The 16,297-nt window shown below is 64.2% G+C and carries 15 protein-coding genes and 1 tRNA gene; 9 read left to right on the plus strand and 7 right to left on the minus strand.

Going from position 1 to position 16,297, the window contains the following annotated elements; all coding sequences use genetic code 11:
- Window positions 1-91 precede the first annotated feature (91 nt).
- A complete protein-coding gene (locus tag R2N16_RS02060) occupies window positions 92-2,035 on the minus strand; it encodes a dynamin family protein (protein WP_316663899.1) in 1,944 nt (647 codons plus the stop codon).
- Window positions 2,036-2,323: 288 nt separating this feature from the next.
- Window positions 2,324-3,199, minus strand: a complete 876-nt coding sequence (gene mutM / locus R2N16_RS02065) for a bifunctional DNA-formamidopyrimidine glycosylase/DNA-(apurinic or apyrimidinic site) lyase (RefSeq protein WP_316663900.1) — start codon at window positions 3,197-3,199, stop codon at window positions 2,324-2,326.
- A gap of 101 nt (window positions 3,200-3,300) precedes the next feature.
- Between mutM and R2N16_RS02070 the strand changes: the two genes are divergently transcribed.
- The 8 genes from R2N16_RS02070 to R2N16_RS02105 all read left to right on the plus strand — a co-directional run bounded on the left by R2N16_RS02070 (window position 3,301) and on the right by R2N16_RS02105 (window position 10,113).
- Entirely contained in the window at window positions 3,301-5,238 is a 1,938-nt protein-coding gene (locus tag R2N16_RS02070; protein WP_316663901.1) for a tetratricopeptide repeat protein, read from the plus strand.
- Window positions 5,238-5,861: a lipoprotein insertase outer membrane protein LolB gene (lolB, locus tag R2N16_RS02075; protein WP_316663903.1), complete on the plus strand. Its 624-nt coding sequence runs from the start codon at window positions 5,238-5,240 to the stop codon at window positions 5,859-5,861. Before R2N16_RS02070 ends, lolB begins: the two co-directional genes overlap by 1 nt.
- Before the next feature lie 14 nt (window positions 5,862-5,875).
- Window positions 5,876-6,745: a 4-(cytidine 5'-diphospho)-2-C-methyl-D-erythritol kinase gene (gene ispE, locus R2N16_RS02080; RefSeq protein ID WP_316663904.1), complete on the plus strand. Its 870-nt coding sequence runs from the start codon at window positions 5,876-5,878 to the stop codon at window positions 6,743-6,745.
- A gap of 50 nt (window positions 6,746-6,795) precedes the next feature.
- Window positions 6,796-6,872 (plus strand) — tRNA-Gln (locus R2N16_RS02085).
- An 82-nt stretch (window positions 6,873-6,954) separates the two neighbouring features.
- Complete coding sequence (locus R2N16_RS02090; RefSeq protein ID WP_004633415.1) at window positions 6,955-7,905, plus strand: ribose-phosphate pyrophosphokinase; 951 nt, start codon at window positions 6,955-6,957, stop codon at window positions 7,903-7,905.
- 152 nt (window positions 7,906-8,057) lie between these two features.
- On the plus strand, window positions 8,058-8,681 hold the full coding sequence (locus R2N16_RS02095) for a 50S ribosomal protein L25/general stress protein Ctc (protein WP_316663905.1): 624 nt from the start codon (window positions 8,058-8,060) through the stop codon (window positions 8,679-8,681).
- A 169-nt stretch (window positions 8,682-8,850) separates the two neighbouring features.
- The gene (gene pth / locus R2N16_RS02100; protein ID WP_316663907.1) at window positions 8,851-9,453 is read left to right on the plus strand and encodes an aminoacyl-tRNA hydrolase; all 603 of its coding nucleotides are present in this window, start codon (window positions 8,851-8,853) and stop codon (window positions 9,451-9,453) included.
- Window positions 9,454-9,477: 24 nt separating this feature from the next.
- The gene (locus R2N16_RS02105; RefSeq protein WP_316663908.1) at window positions 9,478-10,113 is read left to right on the plus strand and encodes a DUF4124 domain-containing protein; all 636 of its coding nucleotides are present in this window, start codon (window positions 9,478-9,480) and stop codon (window positions 10,111-10,113) included.
- A 68-nt stretch (window positions 10,114-10,181) separates the two neighbouring features.
- Here the strand turns inward: R2N16_RS02105 and R2N16_RS02110 are convergent, their stop codons facing one another.
- From R2N16_RS02110 to R2N16_RS02130, 5 genes are all read right to left on the minus strand, one after another.
- Window positions 10,182-10,442, minus strand: coding sequence for a YfhL family 4Fe-4S dicluster ferredoxin (locus R2N16_RS02110; protein WP_316663910.1), 261 nt, complete (start codon window positions 10,440-10,442; stop codon window positions 10,182-10,184).
- A 50-nt stretch (window positions 10,443-10,492) separates the two neighbouring features.
- On the minus strand, window positions 10,493-10,996 hold the full coding sequence (gene coaD, locus R2N16_RS02115) for a pantetheine-phosphate adenylyltransferase (RefSeq protein WP_004633426.1): 504 nt from the start codon (window positions 10,994-10,996) through the stop codon (window positions 10,493-10,495).
- A gap of 197 nt (window positions 10,997-11,193) precedes the next feature.
- Window positions 11,194-11,850, minus strand: coding sequence for a 16S rRNA (guanine(966)-N(2))-methyltransferase RsmD (gene rsmD / locus R2N16_RS02120; RefSeq protein ID WP_316663911.1), 657 nt, complete (start codon window positions 11,848-11,850; stop codon window positions 11,194-11,196).
- A 95-nt stretch (window positions 11,851-11,945) separates the two neighbouring features.
- Complete coding sequence (locus R2N16_RS02125; RefSeq protein WP_316663912.1) at window positions 11,946-13,298, minus strand: M16 family metallopeptidase; 1,353 nt, start codon at window positions 13,296-13,298, stop codon at window positions 11,946-11,948.
- Window positions 13,298-14,794, minus strand: a complete 1,497-nt coding sequence (locus R2N16_RS02130; protein WP_316663913.1) for a M16 family metallopeptidase — start codon at window positions 14,792-14,794, stop codon at window positions 13,298-13,300. The genes R2N16_RS02125 and R2N16_RS02130 overlap by 1 nt, the downstream gene beginning before the upstream one ends.
- 61 nt (window positions 14,795-14,855) lie before the next feature.
- Between R2N16_RS02130 and ftsY the strand changes: the two genes are divergently transcribed.
- On the plus strand, window positions 14,856-16,064 hold the full coding sequence (ftsY, locus tag R2N16_RS02135) for a signal recognition particle-docking protein FtsY (protein WP_316663914.1): 1,209 nt from the start codon (window positions 14,856-14,858) through the stop codon (window positions 16,062-16,064).
- The last annotated feature ends 233 nt before the right edge of the window (window positions 16,065-16,297 follow it).

The raw sequence follows: 16,297 nt of genomic DNA on the forward strand, positions 1-16,297 counted from the left end.
GAAGCAGCGAGCAGAAGGTGCTCGCTGGCGGCGATCCTACCAGAACGAAAAAAGCGCCCGTAGGCGCCTTTTCCGTGAACAACGATATGCGTCAGGCTGCGAACGACTGCCGCTCCAGAATCGTTCCGGCCGCGAGAATGCGGTCGGTGTACTGGGCGATCGTGCCGCTGCGCTCGTCGAGCGTGTTGAGCAGCGCCTCGAGTTCGGTGATGCGCGCTTCGAGCGTATCGGTGGCCTCGTGAATGCGCTCAATCGAATCGACACGCTTGCGCAGTTGCTTCTGGTGATCGCGCACCTGTGCTTCGAGCGGTGTCATGACCGACTTCAGCCAGATCTCGATATCGCGGTTCATGTCCTGGAAGGTATCCAACACGCGGCTGGCCACCGTCGAGAACGCGCCGTGCACGAGCTGCGGCTTCGGACGGGTCAGGAAGCTGAACGCGCCAAAGTGGTTGTGCGCCAGCATCAGCGTTTCTTTCAGATCTGCGTCGTAGCGCGTACCCAGGAAGCGCAGCGGCGGCGACAGCGTGAAGCCGTGCTCGGCGTTGAACTTCTTGTACATGCCATCCACCATCTGATGCAGTTGGTCGATGCGGTTGGCGGCGTCCCGCACCAGGCCGGTCAGGTGGCCGAACAGCTTGTCCATGTCGTCGCGCAGGCCGCGCGAGAACACGCGCTCCTTCATCTTCTCGCGCGCTTCGCGCATGGTCGTGCGGATCTGCTTGAGCTGCACGCTCTTGATGATCTCCGCGCTGTGGCGGCCGAACACCGTGCGCAGCGCCTGGAATTTGGCGATGCTCTGTTCGAACTCTTCCTTCTCGCCCTGCACACGCATCAGCATATGCTTGACCATCGTGTGGTTCTTGCCGCGCAGGCCGCGCAGTTCGAACAACTGCTCGACGATGTCGCGGCGGCGCATCTGCAGCAGCTGCTGCGCACCGGTGGCCATGTCCTTCACCGCCAGTTGCACTTGCTCGGTGACGATCTCGCGACGCTGCGGGATCAACTGATCCGACAGCACCGACTCCAGCTCCGGCAACCGGCTCTTGGCCAGCAACTCATGGTCATGGCTGACTTTGGCCACCAGCCCCTTCTGCGCGGACACCGGATACACGCGCTCGACATCGATATCGAGCACCTGCGCCGTCGTCATGATCTGGCGGCTGACTTCGTTCTCGACTTCCTCTTCGGACTTGAGCGGATCCCACAGGCCATCGACCTTATTGAGCACCGCGATGCAACCCTTGCGCTGGCCGCCACCCACATGCGAGCGCCAGAGTTCCAGGTCGCTCTTGGTGACGCCGGCATCCGCTGCCAGCACGAACACGACGACGTGCGCATCCGGAATCAGGCGCAGCGTCAGCTCCGGCTCGGTACCGATGGCGTTCAGGCCCGGCGTATCCAGGATCACCAAGCCCTGCTTGAGCATCGGGTGCGGGAAATTGATGATCGCGTGACGCCACTTCGACACTTCGACCGTGCCCGCGGCATCCACCGAGAACGCGGCGTCGGGATCGGCGTCGTTGTAGAGGCCCAACTGCTCGGCCTCCTCCTTGGGCACGCGCACGGTTTCCACCACGTGGCGGAACGCTTCGAGCATGCCTTCGGGCGACGACGGATCGAGCGGCACCGACAGCCAGTGGCTGCCCGCATCGCGAAAATCTGCCGTCGATGCATCATGCAGGCGCGTCTCGATCGGCAGCAGACGGATCGACGGCGGATAGCTTTCGTCGTACATCAGTTCGGTCGGACACATCGTAGTCCGGCCAGCCGACGACGGCAGGATGCGGCGGCCAAAGTCCGCGAAGAAGATGGCGTTGATCAGCTCACTCTTGCCGCGCGAGAACTCGGCAATGAAGGCGACCTTGAGCTTGTCGCTGCGCAGGACGCCGCGGATGCGCTGCGCGCGCATGTCAGCCTGCGCGTCGTACAGCTCCTGGGCTTGCAGCCAATCCTGGAATTCCCCCACCGACTGCAGTACCGAAGCGCGCCAAGCGCTGTACTGCTCGAACTGTGTGCTCAGTGTGTTGTTCATCGTTCTGTCTTATTGTGTGCGCGACCCGACCGCGAAAAAATGCGCGCGCCCCTCGACATCGCTGTTACCGCCCAATTACGGCACAGAAATGCACAAATTTAGGTGGAACGATACAGGGAACCGCCAGCTTCCGGGCGAACTTTCCGCACGGTTCTCCAGCCCGGGCAGGCAAGTGTTGCGGGATGCCATCGGCGGCCTGACACCCCACTTCAAAAACCTTGCGAAATGACGGCCAGATCGCTCCAGCGAGGCGTTTTCAGGCGGCTTCCGATGCCCTTGGCAGACCACTCAGCGCTGACAGGTCGGACAGTAAAATGTGGAGCGCTGCCCCTGCACGATCTGGCGGATCGGTGTGCCGCACACGCGGCACGGCAGACCGGCGCGGTCGTATACAAAGGCTTCCAGCTGAAAGTAGCCGCTTTGCCCGTCCGAGCCGACAAAGTCGCGCAGCGTGCTGCCGCCCCGCTCGATGGCATCGGCCAGCGTGGCACGAATGGCCTCGGCCAGCGCCGCATAGCGCGGTCGACTGATGCGGCCCGCCGCCGTGGTCGGCCGGATACCGGCGCGAAACAGGCTCTCCGAACAATAGATATTGCCCACGCCGACGACGATGTCGCCCGCCAACAGCGCCGACTTGATGGCAACCCGGCGCCCCCGCGTGCGGGCAAACATCCAGTCACCGTCGAATCGCGCATCGAACGGCTCAATGCCGAGATTGCGCAGGAGCGGGTGCTCGGCCAAGCCGGCTTCGTCGCCAGCGTGCCAGAGCACGGCACCAAAGCGGCGCGGGTCTCGATAGCGCAGTGTGATCGGTACGCCAGTTGCGCCAGCGAGTTCGATATCGACGTGATCATGCGGGCCGGGCGACACAGGTGCTTCCAGCACGCGCAAGGTGCCGGTCATGCCAAGGTGGATCAGCAGCCAGCCGCCTGCGGCATCGGCGTGGCTTGCGGATTGACTCATCTCGGGCATGCATTCAATGAGCAGGTATTTGCCCCGGCGCAGCAAACGCGTGACGGTCAGGCCCGCGAGCAAATCGGGCAGCGCCGGGTCGATCGGCCAGCGCAGCCCGTGATGGCGCACTACGGCGCGCACGATACGTCGCCCCGTAATATGCGGTAGCAAACCCAGCCGAGTCACCTCGACCTCCGGCAACTCAGGCATCGAACCTCCGTCCCATGTGCTGCTCCAACCTTTTTTACGATGCGGGCGATTGTAGCGGTCAGGCTACAATGACCCGAACCCCTATCCGGAGCTTCGAGACCATGCCTCACGCCCTCTCCCGTTCGCCCGCGACGCAACGCCCGCGGCGATTCCCACGCAGCCGAACGGCCCTGCTGGCCGCGCTGGTGGCGGGGGGGCTGACGAGTCTGCCGGCTTGGTCGTCGCAGTCGGTGACTGCCGCCCCGCTCATTGCGCAAGCGGCACAGGAAGGCGGCACGGGCGGCCGCGCAGCCATCCAGATTGAACGCTCGCGGCCGCGCACCGGCCTGCTGAGTTCGGAGCGTACCGATCTGCCGCGAGTCGCGCTCACCGAAGACATCATGTACCGCGTGTTGGCCTCGGAAGTGTCGCTGCAGCGCGGGCTGGTCGAACCGGCCTACCGCACTTACCTCGGGCTCGCACAAGACACGCGCGACCCCCGCTTTGCCCAGCGCGCCACCGAAATCGCTTTTCTGACGCGCTCCCCAGCGCAAGCGCTGACCGCCTCGCGCCTATGGGTGGAGCTGTCGCCGACGTCCATGCCGGCACGCCAGGTGCAGCAGCTCTTGCTGGTGGCAACGGGCCAGTGGTCGGAAGTCGAGCCGATGCTGCAGGCGCAGTTGAACAAGGTCTCGCCCGGCCAGCGCGCGGATGCCCTGCTGCAATTGCAGCAGCAGATGTCCAAGAGCAACGATCCGGCGGGTGCCGTAGGCGCGCTGCAGCGCATCGCCTCGCATGACATGCAGCGTCCCGAAACGCATCTGGCCTTGGCCCGCGCGAAGGTTGCCGCCAAGGATGTCACCGGCGCGCTGACGGAACTGGACACCGCGCTCAAGCTGCGCCCCGGTTATGAAGACGCAGCCATCCTCGCCGCCGAACTGCGTGCCGACAGCGACCCCGATGCCGCCATCGCTGGCCTGCGCAGCTTCTTGAAAGCCGCACCGGCGTCCATCGACGGACACCTGGCGCTCGCCCGCATGTACCTCGTGCGCAATCAGCAGGACAAGGCGCGCGCTGAATTCGAAACGCTCAAGAAGATCGCGCCCAACGATGCGCGCATCACGCTTGCGCTGGGCCTGCTGAACCTGCAGCAGCGCCAGTACGACGACGCGGAGCGTTACCTGAAGGAATACGTCACGGCCACCGCCAAGTCGCCCACGCTGAGCCCCGAGCCCGGCTACCAGGGCCTCGCCCAACTGGCCGAGGAAAAGCACGACTACGCCGGCGCGCTGGGCTGGGTCGACAAAATCACCGGTTCCGCCAATGGCGACGCCGATGGCCAGACCGCGCTGGCAGCCGGCATCAAGCGCGGCCAGTTGCTCGGCAAGCTGCGCCGCATTGACGAGGCACAACAGACCTTCGACGAACTCGTCGCCGATTCCGAAGACGTGCCGGATGGCCCGCGCCGCCAGGCCCTGATGGACGGCATCCGTCAGGCCGAAATCGGCATGCTGATGGACGCCAAGGCCTACGGCCGCGCCCGCGCCCGCGTCAACGAACTGCTCAAGAGCGACCCGGACAACGTCGAATACTCGTACCAGCTCGCGATGCTCGAAGAGCACGACGGCCACTACGACAACATGGAAACACTGCTGCGCAAGGTGATCGACCTGCGCCCCGGCCAGGCCATCGGTTACAACGCGCTCGGCTACTCGCTGGCCGATCGCAACGTGCGCCTGCAGGAAGCGCAGGAGCTGCTGGAGAAAGCCGTGTCGCTCGCACCGGATGATCCCTACATCGCCGACAGCCTGGGCTGGGTCAAATACCGTCGCGGCGATCTGCCCGCCGCCACCGACATCCTGCGCAAGGCGTGGACTGCCGCCCCTCAAGCCGAAATCGGCGCACACCTGGGCGAAGTGCTGTGGCAATCGGGCAAACAGGATGACGCGCGCCAGATCTGGACCGAAGCGTCCAAGCTCGACGTGAACGACATCACCCTGCGCGACACGCTGCGCCGCTTCGGCCAGCCGGTGCCCAACGTTCCCATGAGCGCGAATTGATGGGGATGCGGTTCACGCGCGCGCTTGGCGCGCTGATGCTCGGCACTGGCTGCGCGCTATTCAGCGGCTGCACCACCTTGCGGCCAGCCAACGATCTCTTCGCTGGCACGCAAGATGCCGACACCACCATCACGCGCTATCAGGGTCGCTTCTCAGCCCATTACACGCAGAACAACGCGGAGCAAAGCGCCGTGGGCAGCTTCCTCTGGCGCGAGCGCGGACCCGACGTGCAGCTTGAGTTGATGTCACCGCTGGGCCAGACGCTGGCCATCATCAGTCAGAGCAACCAGGGTGCCACGCTCGAACTGCCGAACCAGCAGCCGCGCCGCGCCCCCGAAGTCGACACGCTGATGCAGGATGCGCTCGGCTTTTCGCTGCCGGTCTCCGGCCTGCGCGACTGGCTGCGCGCCCGCCCCGCTCCCGGCACGCCGGCACGCGTGGCACGTGATGCGCAATCGCGCCCCGAAACCATCGAGCAGAACGGCTGGACCGTGCACTACGTCGCGTGGACTGACGACGGCAACAACACTGACGGCGCCAAGGCCAGCATCCGCCGACTCGATCTTGATCGCCCGCAGGGCACCAACGGCCCGCTCTCGGTGCGGCTCGTGCTCGACCAGTAACACCTCGCTTCGTCATGTCTTCCGCCCCCGTCGAGCTGCGTGACTGCCCCGCGCCCGCCAAGCTCAACCTTTTCCTGCACGTGGTCGGCCGCCGGCCCGATGGCTATCACCTGCTGCAGACCGTCTTCCAGTTGATCGACTGGAGCGACACGCTGCATTTCACGCGCCGTACCGACGGCCGTCTCGTGCGCACCACCGACATCCCCGGCGTGCCTCCCGATGACGACCTCGTCATCCGCGCCGCGCGCCTGCTGCAAGCGGAAACGGGCTGCACCTACGGCGTCGACATCGCCATCGAGAAACGCCTGCCAATGGGCGGTGGCATTGGCGGCGGCTCGTCTGATGCAGCCACCACGCTGCTCGCACTCAATCGTCTTTGGGGCCTCGATCTGCCACGCACGCAACTGATGGCGATCGGCCTCAAGCTCGGCGCCGACGTGCCCTTCTTCGTGTTCGGCCAGAACGCCTTCGCCGAGGGTATCGGCGAAAAACTCACGCCCGTCACGCTGCCCCCGGCTGCGTTCGTGGTGATTCACCCACGCGTGCATGTGCCTACCCCCGCAATTTTTTCCGATGAAGGGTTGACACGCGATACGCCACTCACCATAATTACGGACTTTCCTGACCAACAAATTGTTTTTGCTTACGGTCGCAACGACCTGCAAGCAGTGGCGGAAAGGAAATACGGCGAAATCGCCCGAGCACTTGTCTGGCTGCGTCAGTTCAGCCCGCTGGCAAGAATGACCGGATCCGGCGCCTGCGTGTTTGCTCCGTTCGACAACGTCGAGCATGCGCAAGCGGTGGCGGATCAGGTGCCTTCCGAATGGGAAGGTCGATGTGCGGCAGGTCTGGCGCATCATCCGCTCGCAAGATTTGCTGTGTAAGGTTTACAGTTATTGCTTCTGCAATGGAGGCGGTAACCGATAGGTTGTGTAGGGGCGTCGCCAAGCTGGTTAAGGCACCGGATTTTGATTCCGGCATGCGTAGGTTCGAATCCTTCCGCCCCTGCCATTTTCTTCCTCATGTTCCCAGCAATAGCCCGGTTGGTGCTTTAACTGACCGGCGCGTCTGAAGTCGAAAAACAGGTGCCCCGATGAGCAGCGAAGGCTTGATGGTTTTTACCGGCAACGCCAACCCGAAACTCGCCGAAGCGGTCGTCAAGCACCTAGGCATCCCGCTCGGCAAGGCCCTCGTCGGCCGATTCTCCGATGGTGAAGTTCAGGTCGAGATCCAGGAAAACGTGCGCGGCAAGCACGTGTTCATCCTGCAATCCACCTGCGCCCCGACCAACGACAACCTGATGGAACTGATGGTGATGGTCGATGCGCTCAAGCGCGCGTCTGCCCGACGCATCACGGCCGCCATCCCCTACTTCGGCTATGCCCGCCAGGACCGCCGCCCACGCTCGGCGCGCGTGGCGATCACGGCCAAGGTCGTGGCCAACATGCTGGAAGTCGCCGGCGTCGAGCGCGTGCTGACGATGGACCTCCACGCTGACCAGATCCAAGGCTTCTTCGATATCCCGGTCGACAACATCTACGCGTCGCCGATCCTGCTCGAAGACCTGCGCAAGAAGAACTACGAAGACCTGCTGGTCGTATCGCCCGACGTCGGCGGCGTGGTGCGCGCACGTGCGCTCGCCAAGCAACTCGGCGTTGATCTGGCGATCATCGACAAGCGTCGCCCGAAGGCCAACGTGGCCGAGGTGATGAACATCATCGGTGAAGTCGACGGCCGCAACTGCGTGATCATGGACGACATGATCGACACCGGTGGCACGCTGTGCAAAGCCGCGCAGGTGCTCAAGGAGCGCGGTGCAAAGCAAGTGTTCTCGTATTGCACGCATCCGGTGCTGTCGGGCGGCGCAGCTGCCCGCATTGCAGACTCGGCGCTCGACGAAGTGGTCGTGACCGATACCATCCCGCTGCGCGAAGACGCCATCAAGTGCGGCAAGATCCGTCAACTATCGACGGCACCACTGCTGGCCGAGACCTTCACCCGCATCGTGCGCGGTGACTCGATCATGTCGCTGTTTGCTGAATAATTCGGCACCCCAACAGCTTACTGTTATAATTCAAGGCTTTACTGCAGAAAACGTCGATTAGACGGCGCTTCTGCGGTGTCTGCGGGGCGCAATATGGCGCCCCGTTCACCAGACGGCTTGGTCGCGAGTCGTCTTTTTCGTTTGGAGCAATCATGAAAGTTGTCGCTTTCGAGCGTAGCGTTCAGGGCACTGGTGCGAGCCGCCGCCTGCGCAACGCCGGCAAGACCCCGGGCATCATCTACGGCGGCGAAGCCGACCCGAAGATGATCGAACTCGATCACAACGCGCTGTACCACGCGCTGAAGAAGGAAGCCTTCCACTCGTCGATCCTGGACATCGAAGTGGCTGGCAAGGTGGAAAAGGCGCTGCTGCGCGACTTCCAACTTCACCCGTTCAAGCAACTGGTTCTGCACGTCGACTTCCAACGCGTGTCGGCCAAGGAAAAGATCCACGTCAAGGTGCCGCTGCACTTCCTGAACCAGGAAACCGCACCGGGCGTGAAGCTGGGTCACGGCATTGTGAACCACATCCTGAACGACGTTGAAGTGTCGTGCCTGCCGGCCGACCTGCCGGAGTTCATCGAAGTGGATCTGGGTACGCTGGAAATCGGCCAGACCCTGCACATCGCTGACCTGAAGCTGCCGAAGGGCGTGACCATCCTCACCCACGGTGGCGATGAGAACCCGGCTGTTGCCAACATCAGCGTGCCGGCTGGCGAGAAGTCCGCTGCCGCCGAAGAAGGCGCTGCTGCAGGCGAAGACAAGCCGGCAGCCTAAGTTGCCGCAACTCGCACTTCGGTGCGAGTCAAAAAAGCCCGCCGAGCCTGTCTCGCCGGGCTTTTTTTCTGCCTGAGCGGCGCGAGCCGCCCCGCCTCCATGCTGTGGAAAGCAGCTATGCTTGTACGATCAAGGGGCGCTTCCTGCACCTCAACCTGATACGAATCGCATGATCAAACTCATCGTCGGCCTCGGCAATCCGGGCGCCGAATATGCGGCGACGCGACACAACGCCGGCTTCTGGCTGGTCGACCAGCTCGCGCGCATGGGCAACGTCACGCTGCGCAACGAGACCCGTTTTCACGGCTATGCAGCGCGCGCCAACCTTTGGGGCAACGAGGTGTGGCTGCTGCAGCCGCAAACCTTCATGAACCGCTCCGGCTTGGCCACCGTGGCGCTGGCACGCTTCTACAAGGTGATGCCCGATGAAATCCTGGTCGTGCATGACGAACTGGATTTGCCGCCCGGCGCCGTCAAGCTCAAGCTCGGCGGGGGTTCGGGTGGCCACAACGGCCTGAAGGACATTGCCGCACATCTGACCACGCAACAGTTCTGGCGGCTACGCCTGGGCATCGGCCACCCGCGCAACCTGTTGCCACCGGGCACGGCAGCCTCCGGTCAGCATGACGTCGCCAACTTCGTGCTCAAAGCGCCTCGCAAGGAAGAGCAGGATCTCATCGACCGCGCCATCGATCAGAGCCTGGATGCGCTGCCCGACCTGATCACCGGCAACGCCGAGAAAGCCATGATGCGCCTGCATACCGCACGCTGATCCGCCCACACCAAGGACACCGCCATGACACCGTTCGCCATACTGACCTCACGCGCCGCCGTGCTGGCGGGTCTGGCGCTCGGACTGGCAGCTAGCCTGCCGGCGCACGCGCAGGTGTATCGCTGCAGCGAGAACGGCCAGACGACCTATTCCGACCACCCCTGCGGTACGCGCGCGAAGCCGGTGCCGATGATCGACAACACGCCCAGCGCCGCCGATCAAAAGGCTGCCCGCGAACGCGCCAGCGCCGAAGCCGCCGAAGTGCATCAGATGGAAACCGCGCGCCGCAAAGCCCAGGCTGCGGAAGACGCTCGCCAAGCCCAGATGGCGGCACAGGCTGCCGAACAGGCGCGCCGCGAGCAACGGCAGAAAGTCGTGGTTGCGCAGGAAGGCGTCCGCTACTGCCATCGCATCTACGTCGGACCGGTGCCATATCCGCAACCCTATCCGACGCCGATGCCGGTGATCAGCCAGCCTCCTGCACCTGCCGCCGGCGCGCTACGCCAACCTGGCAGCGGCCCGAAACCGTTCGCACAAGCACCAGTGACGCCCACGCCGATCGTGCCGCGTCCGCCGCGTCCGCATTACCCGCACTACCGCATCGTCTGCGAGCCGGGCTATGTGTACGAAGGGCCGGAAGATCTGTTGCCGATCCAGTGAACGTAGCGCCAACGAAACGGTAGGCACCAATGAAAAGAGACGGCCAAGGCCGTCTCTTTTTTGTATGCTCACGCCGCGCGTGGTGCGGCGGTCAACTGGGTGTACTTCTGCATCAACTGCTCGTGCGTTTCCTCATGGGCGGGGTCCTTGGGGATGCACTCCACCGGACAGACCTGCTGGCACTGCGGCTCGTCAAAGTGGCCGACGCATTCGGTACATTTGCCCGGATCGATCACGTAGATCTCCGGGCCCATCGAAATCGCGCCGTTGGGGCACTCAGGCTCGCACACGTCGCAATTGATGCACTCATCGGTAATTATGAGCGCCATGATGCCTTCCTTGAAATGACCGGCAAGCCAACGCTCGCCAAAGCATCATTTTATTCCGATTTGCCTGACCCTTCCGTCTTGCCGGTCTTTTCCTTGAGCCACTTTTCGACCGACGGGAACACGAACTTGCTCACATCACCGCCAAGCACGGCGATTTCGCGCACGAACGTGCCCGAGATGAACTGGTACTGATCCGACGGCGTGAGGAACATGGTTTCCACGTCCGGCAGGAGGTAGCGGTTCATGCCGGCCATCTGGAATTCGTACTCGAAGTCCGACACGGCACGCAGGCCCCGCACGATGACGCGCGCACCGTTCTTACGCACGAAATCCTTCAAGAGGCCGGAAAACCCCTCGACCCGCACGTTGGGGTAATGGCCGAGCACTTCACGGGCGATCTCGATGCGCTCTTCCAGCGCGAAGAACGGCCGCTTGTTCGGGCTCTGCGCCACGCCGACGATCAGTTCGTCGAAGATGTTGGACGCACGCCGCACGAGGTCTTCGTGGCCGCGCGTGAACGGATCGAAAGTGCCGGGATAAACCGCGATCACCATGGTTCCTCCACCAAGGGGAAAATAGCATCCGCAAGCGTCGGCGAGGGACATGGCCGCGCCTGTACTGCGTTCGGACACCGTTGCGTTATCGAGCGCGCCAGGTCCCGAACCTGCCGCCTGTGCCACCGAAATCGACCGAGGGCACCCGCGTTGCAGGTGCCGCCCGATGCCCATGCATCGGTTGCGAGCGGCGTAGTTTAACCGTTTTTGCGGAGCAGCAAATGTGCATGCACCGCACCGGCGCGCAGGTGTTTATGGAGCACCAGATCGGGAGGCAGCGCGGTGTCGGCAGCCGGCTCGCTCTCATGTGAATCAGTGCTTACATTCGCCAACGGCTGCGCCGCTTCAACGTAGATCACGCCACCCGGCTTGACCACGCGGGTCGCCGCTTCCAATGCGCGCTGCGTCCAATCCTGTGCAAACGGCGGATCGATGAACACCGCATCGAGCGTCGCGTCGGGCTGGCGAGCGAGCCAAGCAAAGGCGTCGCCGGAGACGATCTCGACCATGCGTGCGCCCAGCTTGTCGCGAATGGCGTGCAACGCGCGTACGGCGGGCGCGTGGTTTTCGATGAGCGTCACGTGCGCGGCGCCGCGCGAAGCCGCCTCAAAACCGAGCGCGCCCGTGCCGGCAAAGAGGTCGGCGCAGCGCCAGCCGGTCAGGTCCTGGCCGAGCCAGTTGAAGACGGTTTCGCGGACGCGGTCGCTGGTCGGGCGCAGGCCGTCGGCGTCGACCACCGGGAGCGGCGTGCGCTTGTATTGCCCGCCGATGATGCGCACCTGCTGCGGTGCGCGCGCATGCGACGTGGCGGTCTTGGCCTTGGGGCCTTTGGAGCTGGAGGTACGAGGTGCCATGGGCGCGATTTTAGGGGGTGTTGCCCCATAAAACGAGCGCAAACAAAAACCGGCGGGAGATACCGCCGGCTTTTTTCGGATACAGACGCCGTGCGTCAGTTCGCGACGGCTTTCTCCGGACCGCCCACCACGATCGTCGCCATGGTCTGCGGCTGCAGCACGCGCTGGAATGCCGCGCGCACCTGATCACGCGTGACAGCCGCGATGCGCTGCGTCCACGTATCGAGGTAGTCGAGCGGCAGGTTGTACCAGCCGATGTTGGCCACGTTGTCCAGCAGCTTGCGGTTGCTGTCCAGACGCAGCGGGAAGCCGTTGACGAGGTTGTCCTTGGCGGCCTTCAGCTCCGCGTCGGTCGGGCCATCGGCGACGAACTTGGCAACGGTGTCACGCACCACGCCCAGCGCTTCCTCTGTCTGGTCCTTGCGCGTCTGCAGCGCCAGCTCGAACGGGCCGGGCTGTGCAGCGGGCGCGAAGTAGCTGCCGATGCTGTACGTCAGCCCCCGCTTCTCGCGTACTTCGTTGGTCAGGCGCGCGCTGAAGCCGCCCCCGCCCAGCACGTAGTTGCCGACCAGCAGCGGGAAATAATCCTTGTCACCGCGCGCAATGCCCGGCTGCCCGAGGATGATGGTCGCCTGCTGCGCCGGATGCGGAATGCGGATCGTCTCGGCCTTGGCCAGCGGCATCTTCACGTCGGGCAGCGTCGCTGGCGTGGCGCCGTCAGCCGGCAGGCCGCGCGTGATCTGCTCGGCGATGGCCTCGGCTTCCTGACGGCTGATCGCGCCGATGAGTGTGACCACCGCGCGCTTGGCCGTGTAGTTGGCTTGGTAGTAGTGCACGATGTCGTCGCGGGTGATGCCCTCCACCGTTTCCGGCGAAGCAGTCTGCCCGTACGGATGCGTGCCGTAGATGGCCGTGCCGAAAGCACGCTCGGCCAGCACCGACGGCTTGGTCAGCGATTCGCGAATGGCCGCCACCAGGCGCTGCTTGTCCCGTGCGAGCACGGCGTCAGGGAAGGTCGGCGCCGAGATGATCTGCGTCATCAGCGCGATGGCCGGGCCCCGCTCAACGGGGTCGGACAGCGTGCGCAGGCGCAAGCTGGTGCGATCGCCGCCGGCACCGCCGCCAAAGCTCGCTCCCACATCGGCGAACGCATCGGCAATCGCCGCTTCATCGCGCGCCGGGGCGTTGCCCTGCGCTGCGACGCCCTTGTCGAGCATGCCGGCCGTGAGCGAAGCGAGGCCCACCTTGGCAGCCGGCTCATAGCGCGAGCCCGCATCCACGTCGAGGTTGATGTCGAGCATCGGAATCGACGGGCTCGGCACAAAGAACACGCGCGCGCCGGTCGGGGCCGTCCAGTGTTCGATGGGCAGCGCGGCCAGAGCATTCTGCGCGGCCGCTGCAACAATGGCGACCAACGCCGTCTTCAGGGTCAGAGACATGGCGCGCATCAACGCAGCCCTCCTTCATCGCGCATGCCCGGAACAGGCTTGCGCGCCGGTTTGTTGGGATCGATCGGTTGTGGCAGCAGCGTGGCGACAACGAGGTTGTCTTCACTGAAGTACGTCTGTGCCACATGCTGAATCTGCGCCGACGTGACGGCCTTGATCTTCTCAAGCTGTCGATCGACGGATCGCCACGACAGGCCGGACATCTCGTTCATGCCGATCTCCATGCCCTGGCCGAACACCGAGTCGCGCTTGTAGATCTGCGCGGCCACCACCTGCGCCTTGACGCGCTTGAGTTCGGCATCGGTCACGCCTTCCTTGGCGATGCGCTCGATCTGCGCGCGCAGGGCCTGCTCGATCTCGGCGGTGGTGTGGCCGTCGGCGGGCGTGCCGTCCATCAGGAAGATCGACGGGCCGCGGTTCAAGCCGTCGTAGCCGGCGTTGACGTCGTCGGCGATGCGCTTTTCGCCCTTGACGAGCTGGCTCGACAGGCGCGCGTTGTCATAGCCATCGAGCACGGCCGATAGAACTTCCAGTGCGTACGGATCGACGTCCTTTTCCACATCACTCAAGCGCGGCACCTTGTACGCCAGCACAACGTACGGGTTTTCGGCCGGCGCCTTCACCCAGATACGCTTCACGCCGATCTGCTTGGGCTCTTCCTGGGCATAGCGGCGCGGCAGCGCATGCGGCTTGAGCTTGCCGTAGGTGCGCTGGGCGAGGCGGAAGACCTCACCGGGGTTCACATCGCCCGCGACGATCACGGTGACGTTGTTGGGCGTGTACCAGGCGTGGTACCAGTTCTGCGCGTCCTGCACCGTCATCGTGTCGAGATCGCCCGGCCAGCCAATGGTCGGGTTGCGGTACGGCGCAGCGTTGAACAGCGTGGCGAGCATCTGCTCATAGACGGTGGAACGGGCGGAGTCGTCGATGCGCATGCGGCGCTCTTCCTTCACCACGTTCATCTCCGGCTTGAACTCCTTGTCGGTCAGCTGGAGATTGGCCATGCGATCGGCTTCAAGCCCCATCACATCGGCCAGGTGCGATTTCTCGATCTGCTGGAAGTACATCGTGAAGTCGCGCGTGGTCATGGCGTTTTCACGGCCGCCCATGGCCGCCACGCGGCGGGAGAACTCGCCTGGGCCGACTGCCTTGGTGCCCTTGAACATCATGTGCTCGAGCATGTGGGCGACACCCGTGGTGCCGTTGTGCTCGTCGATGCTGCCAGCGTGATACCAGACCATGTGGGCCACGGTAGGGGCGCGGTGGTCTTCCTTGACGATCAGGCGCAGACCGTTGGGCAACTTGTATTCGTGCGTGTCGGACTGGCTCGCGCCCACCTTGGCACCGCTGGCGGTGGCTGCCGGACGCCCCGGTGCAGCGGCCAGCTCCTGCGCGCCGACATGGCCGGCCAGCAGGCCTGCCGCCAGGGCCATCGCGGCCAATTTCCAGACTCGCGACCGAGCCCGGTTTGAAACGATTCGCATGGAAGAGCGCATAAGGGCCTGTCTGATAAAATTCGACGCTTGATTCTAACGGCGAAATAGACTGCCTTTTACGATGTTTAGTTTCTGGAAGAAGCGCAAGGCAGAGCCCCAACCGGCCGCCGAACCCACGCCCGCGGCGGCGCCCGAAGCCGCGCAGGCACCCATAGCCGTGCCGGCACCTGCCCCGGCTGCTATCCCCACCCCCACGCCCGTACCCGCCCCGATTGCGGCACCCCAGCCCGTCGCAGCCCCTGCCGTCGCGCCTGGTCCTGTCGCTGCGCCGGCCCACGTTGCCGTGCCGGACGCATCTGCCACGCAGCCCTCGCTCGACGTGCAGGCCGACGATGTCGAAACCGTGCCCACGCCCGCCGTGATCGAGCAGGCCCGCAAGGGCTGGATGTCGCGCCTGCGCTCGGGCCTGTCGAAAACGAGCAAGGGCCTGACCACGCTGTTCGTTGGCGTGAAGGTGGACGAAGCGCTGTTCGAAGAGTTGGAGACCGCGCTGCTGATGGCCGACGCCGGTGTCGACGCCACCGAATACCTGCTGGGCGAACTGCGCCGCCGCATCAAGGCCCAGCGCATCGAAACCGCCGAAGGCGTGAAGACCGCCCTGCGCGACCTGCTGGTCGAGCTGCTGCACCCCTTGGAAAAAACCATGGTGCTCGGCCGCGAACAGCCGATGGTGATCATGATCGCGGGCGTGAACGGCGCCGGCAAGACGACCAGCATCGGCAAACTGTGCAAGCACTTCCAGACCTACGGCCAATCGGTGCTGCTGGCCGCGGGCGACACGTTCCGCGCCGCCGCACGCGAGCAACTCGTGGTCTGGGGCCAGCGCAACAACGTCACAGTGGTGGCGCAGGAATCGGGCGACCCGGCTGCCGTGATCTTCGATGCAGTGAACGCCGCACGCGCACGCGGCATCGACATCGTCATGGCCGACACCGCTGGCCGCCTGCCCACGCAGTTGCACCTGATGGAAGAGCTCAAGAAAGTGCGCCGCGTGACTGCCAAGGCGATGGCCACGGCCCCGCACGAAACGCTGCTGGTGATCGACGGCAACACGGGGCAGAACGCCCTCGCGCAGGTCAAAGCCTTTGACGAAGCACTGGGCCTCACGGGCCTGATCGTCACCAAGCTGGATGGCACCGCAAAGGGCGGCATCCTGGCCGCCATCGCGCGGCAGCGGCCGGTGCCGGTGTACTTCATCGGCGTGGGCGAGCAGGTGGAAGACTTGCAGCCGTTCTCTGCGCGGGAATTTGCGGATGCGCTGTTGGGTTAACGTCCTGCGAAACCTCGTTGCACAGAAACGCCCTGAATTGTTCAGGGCGTTTCTATTTGCGGTCGAACTTATCGGCGCTCAGCATTTACCAGCACATCGCGCGTGTTAAGGCTCAACTAGTAGCCTCCGATCAGCATGCCCGCCAGCGCTGATTTCAAACACCCACCGAATTGGAATTGCCTGATTGAGATTCAGCGCATGGCGCTGCTCCAATGGAGCACTTCAGCGAAGTG

The organism is Ralstonia psammae, assembly GCF_958405935.1.
In the GTDB taxonomy this organism is placed as follows: Bacteria; Pseudomonadota; Gammaproteobacteria; order Burkholderiales; family Burkholderiaceae; genus Ralstonia; species Ralstonia psammae.